General features: G+C 33.7%; 4 protein-coding genes. All 4 read right to left on the bottom strand.

Features of this window, described 5'->3' with window-relative positions; genetic code table 11:
* Positions 1-373: 373 nt before the first annotated feature.
* A complete protein-coding gene (locus tag V7122_RS24335) occupies positions 374-1,342 on the bottom strand; it encodes a DUF4822 domain-containing protein (RefSeq protein ID WP_335354625.1) in 969 nt (322 codons plus the stop codon).
* Between the two features lie 107 nt (positions 1,343-1,449).
* Positions 1,450-2,133, bottom strand: a complete 684-nt coding sequence (locus V7122_RS24330) for an ankyrin repeat domain-containing protein (protein ID WP_438824807.1) — start codon at positions 2,131-2,133, stop codon at positions 1,450-1,452.
* Between the two features lie 246 nt (positions 2,134-2,379).
* Complete coding sequence (locus V7122_RS24325; RefSeq protein WP_335529728.1) at positions 2,380-3,066, bottom strand: response regulator transcription factor; 687 nt, start codon at positions 3,064-3,066, stop codon at positions 2,380-2,382.
* Positions 3,063-4,511, bottom strand: a complete 1,449-nt coding sequence (locus V7122_RS24320) for a sensor histidine kinase (protein ID WP_335529725.1) — start codon at positions 4,509-4,511, stop codon at positions 3,063-3,065. Before V7122_RS24320 ends, V7122_RS24325 begins: the two co-directional genes overlap by 4 nt.
* Positions 4,512-4,895 lie beyond the last annotated feature (384 nt).

Raw genomic sequence — 4,895 nt, 5'->3', positions numbered from 1 at the left:
ATCAATTAATTTATCTTTGAGTTTTCACCCGTTTATGTAATAAAAGTCTAATATTTTTTAAGCCCGATGTTTTTTTAACTTTGTTGTAGCTTTAAATTTTATCATGGACCTAATATGTATCAAACTCCTACTTATTTTTTCAATAATCACGCCCGATTCTGGAAGATTAATTATGTTTCTTATTGAAGATAATCAATCCCACATTAGTTTTAGTAAAAAGCTTCACAACCTTTTGTACCAACCTTTCATTTTAGTTGAATCTCTTACTGTTTAAATTCGACAAAAAAATTTTAGTTAATTCTTTCTTTGTTAAACAAAAAGGGAATGGAGAAAAACATTCCCTTTTTGACTACATGCCAATCATATTTGAGTTTTATTTAGTAAATTTTGGTTTAAGGCCACCTTTATAGGGTTCATGTTCAACGAATACAGTTATGTCCTTGCCGTCTTTATCTTTACCAGTTCTTTTATACGTAAATTTATTATTATTAAGTTCGGTAAGTTCAAGAGCGGCTCCATACTTATTATCTCCAATTGAAACATGGGCTCTTATTTTATTTTCGTGTACAATATCGAAGTAGCCATAATCACCGCGGCTTTTGCCTGTTTCAACATTGAAAAATTCATATTTATTAGTCTTGTCATCAAATTTTGCTAGACTTATAAACATCGAATTATACTTTGTAACGTCATTGCCATCTTCATCTAATACCTTTGTTCCGTTCCAAAGGGTACTACCTAAAATTTTATCTCCATCAACGTCTTTAACAATATCTCCTGTAGTAGTGTCTAACTGCTTGTCCGGATCAGTAAAAGACAGCTCTTTTTCTTTATATGGAACATGTTCAACGAGTACCTCTACATCGTTGCCATTAGCATCTTTCCCCATTCTTTTATAAGTAAAAACATCTTTATTTAGTTCTGTCATGTCAACAACAGCTTGATAATTCATTGATTCTGAAATTAATATCCTCTTCTTCCCATCATTGGTGATAAAGAATGTTCCTTTATCGCCACGACTTTCACCTGTCTTAGCATCAAAAAATTCATATCTTCCTGATTTTACATCATATTTCGCAAGACCAATAAAATTTGAGTTCTCTTTTGTTAAGTCATTATTATCTTTGTCATACACTCTTGTACCTTGCCAATTTGTACTGCTAAGAATGTTAGCTATTTCCTGTCCTTTGGTTAACTTATTTTCCTTTTTAGTCTCTTTAACAGCTTGTTCTTGCTTTTGTTTACTATTATTTTCTTTGGCGTCGGCACTAGCACTGCACCCTGTTAATACTAATGTGAATCCGAGCAGTATTGATGAAATTGCTTTTGCTTTTTTGTTCATTTCTATCGTCTCCTCATTTTATGATTGTAGTGTAATATACATTATTGCCTATTATTTATATTAGTTTTAGGGTTTCGATTGTACTGAGGGGGAGCTTATCAAACTGGCTATTTTGCTCCTGCTTTTAACAAAATTTGTTCAATTTCTTTAAACTCTTTCTCACGTGCATGTTGCAAAGGAGTTATATTATTTCTATCCGGAATGTTCACATCCGCCCCGTGATCGATTAGCAACTGTATGGCTTGCTGTTGTCTTTCACCACCGTTATTTAACACGATTGCTTCCATTAATGCGGTCCAACCGAGATCATTTACATGATTTACATCAATATCAGTCTTTGAGAGAATTTCCTTGATGGCATCTATATGACCATGTTCTGAAGCAGGAATCAATGCAGTTCCTCCATAACGGTTAATCATCGCCGGATCCGCCCCTGCTTCGATCGTAAGCTTAAGAATTTCAACATATCCTTCTGCACCGGCATATAAGAAAGGATTGTTTTTCATGTTATCTTGAATGTTGACGTTAGCCCCCGCTTTAATCAAGACTTTAGCGGTTTCGACATCATTATTATAAGTTGCAATCATAGTAGCAGTTCGTCCTTCTGAGTCCTTTGTATTTATATCCACACCTTCGTCAATCAATCTCTTTATTGTTTCTGTTTCCTTTCGTTCTGCAGCTTGAATTAATTGTTCATTCATATCTATTTCTACCCTTACCTCTTTTTCCTGTTTATTTGGTTCAGCATCATTATCTGAGACACATCCCTGAAGGAGGCCAATACCTCCAATTTGTTATCAACCTCCACATCAAATTCACCTGCCTATCGTTCATTATTATTTTTGGCTATAAACTGTAAATAAAAGACTCAGATCCACTCAATGAACTTAGTTACTACTTCTAGTATGTTAGTGCACAATTATAAACTCCCTCTAAATAAATTCTTAAAAAAAGATAAACTTATTCTTAAAATTTCTTCATGTAAAAAAAAAAAATAACCGTCACTTTTGTGACGGGTCTAAAACACTTTATTTAATTTAAACATTGAATCGATATCCGGCTCCCCAAACGGTTTCCAAGAATTTCGGCAGTGCAGGGTCTCGTTCAATTTTTCCACGTATTTTCCTGATATGAACTGTGACCGTTGAAACATCTGCAGCTGACTCCAGCCCCCAAATCTTTTCATAAAGCTGCTCTTTGCTTAATACTTGGTTTGGGTGCATTACAAAAAATACGAACAAATCAAATTCCTTTGTCGTAAACGGAACTTCTTCTCCGTTAATATTTACTTTGCGTGCTGACTTATCAATGGATATTCCATGGACGAAAATCGTATTTGAATTGGATTGATTCCCTGCTAACCGTTCATAGCGCGCTAAATGTGCTTTCACTCTAGCAACCAGTTCGCTTGGACTAAAAGGCTTAGTAATATAATCGTCTGCTCCTAATCCAAGACCTCGAATTTTATCGTTATCTTCCTTTTTAGCGGATACAAGCAATATAGGAATGTTTTTAACAGCCCGTATTTGTTTGCATATTTCAAATCCATTTAATCCTGGGAGCATAATGTCCAGGATGATTAAATCATAATTTCCTTTAAGCGCATGATGAAGCCCTGCATCACCAGTATGTTGAATATCGACACGAAAATTATTTATTTCTAAATAATCTCTTTGCAATTCTGCAATGCTAATATCATCTTCGATAAGTAATATTTCTTTCACATTTTTTCACCTCTCTTTAGGGAAAAGAATACACTTGTACCTATGCCTATCTCGCTAGAAACCCAGATTTCCCCTCCATGCTCCCCAATAATTTGTTTTGCGATCGCAAGTCCTAAACCACTTCCGCCAGTCTGAGAATTTCTCGATTGTTCCGCACGATAAAAACGATCAAAAATATATGGTAAAGCAGAAGGTTCTATTCCTTGCCCATTATCCGTTACTTGTACAACTACATCATATAATTGTTCATGGAGAGAAATAGAGATGTTCTTTTTGTCTTTGTTCATATATTTCAGACAATTGCTCATTAAGTTGGCTAATACTCGTTTTAATTTCTCCCTATCCGCTGTCACGTAAATAGGTTTATTCAAAAGATGAAACTCAATATGAATACCTTGCTCAAGTAAATCCAGTTTAAGTTCTTCTAAGTAGTCTCTCATATATTTATCAAGTTCGACTGTTTCAAAATTGAATGGTTCCTTTTTTAAATCTAGCTTAGAAAATAAGAACAGCTCATCAATCAATGAATCCATATCTTTTGCTTTTAAGTACACTGTCGATAAATACTTTTCCATTTTTTGAGGAGTATTTGCTACACCATCTTTAATCCCCTCAACATATCCAATAATCGAAGTAATAGGTGTCTTTAAATCATGTGAAATATTAGACAGAAGCTCTTTTCGATTTTCTTCATACTGAAGCTGCAGATTAACGGATTCTTTTAATTTTATTCTCATTTCCTCAAACGCCCTATTTAACTGCCCGATTTCATCATTCGAAATGGCCTTGATTTCAAAATTTAAATCTCCTGATTTTATTCTTTCTGCACCTACTTTAAGAATTGAGATAGGCCTAATAATGCTTCGTGAAACTAAATAGTTCAATACACCAATAATCATAATAAACAGAAACAGCAAAAGTCCGGATAAAATTGGAAACAATTCTCGAATGAGCTCAGCATAGGAACTTGCCTTTCTTAATACGAAAATACTTCCTTCACTTTTATCCGGAAAATAAAAATCAAACTTCACATACGTAAAAAAATTGTCGTTGATTCTAATCGTATCTCGCGTATTGATGTTTGTTTCTTCAAACCCGGGAAGGGATTTAACCAATGCCTGTTTGTCAAGAGCAGGGGAAGCGTACTCGACTTTTGTGCCCTTTCTAACAACAATCTCGATATCCTCCTGCTCAATCCCCTTGATCTCCTTTTCATTTAGGAGCTGTTTAGGATTTTTTTTAGCAAAAAGCTTTAAATCGAGAAACACACTTTCTTCTACTGTTGTCAAAGGTTTTTGTACATACGTTTTTTTGTAAAGATGTTCTATAGATTTTACATCACCTGTAATGGCAAAAATAATTAAAAAACCAGCTGTCAATAATAAAGTGATAGAAAAAAGGATCACCCCAACATAAGACAACAGAAACCTCATTTTAATTGACATCTCTTTCACTCACTCTGTTATAAAATTTTCACTAGATCATTCCTTATTCTTAGCATGCAAGATACTTTTGTAAACCACACTATCCAGATTAAAGAAGCTCATTTTTCTAAAATATTTAAAGAACTATATCACACAAATCTTAAAACTTTCTAAAATATGTATGAAATATTTCTAAACACCTTTTAATAAGTGATGCTTTATTCTGTAGAGTAGTAATTCCCATTGAGTTGTAGATAAACCAACGTGGGGTATCGTCTTGAACTATGAATTTACAACTTTTAGGGAATTTAAATTTAAAAAACCTAATTTCTCAAAATTAATATTGAGAAATTAGGCTTTTTTCGTTGCACTATTAAAGCGCCCTTAATTGAATAACTAAAACAT

Source organism: Bacillus sp. JJ1532 (assembly GCF_036965085.1).
Taxonomy (GTDB): domain Bacteria; phylum Bacillota; class Bacilli; order Bacillales; family Cytobacillaceae; genus Cytobacillus.
The sequence above is the reverse complement of the archived record's forward strand: the minus strand, read 5'-3'. Positions and strand labels throughout refer to the sequence as shown.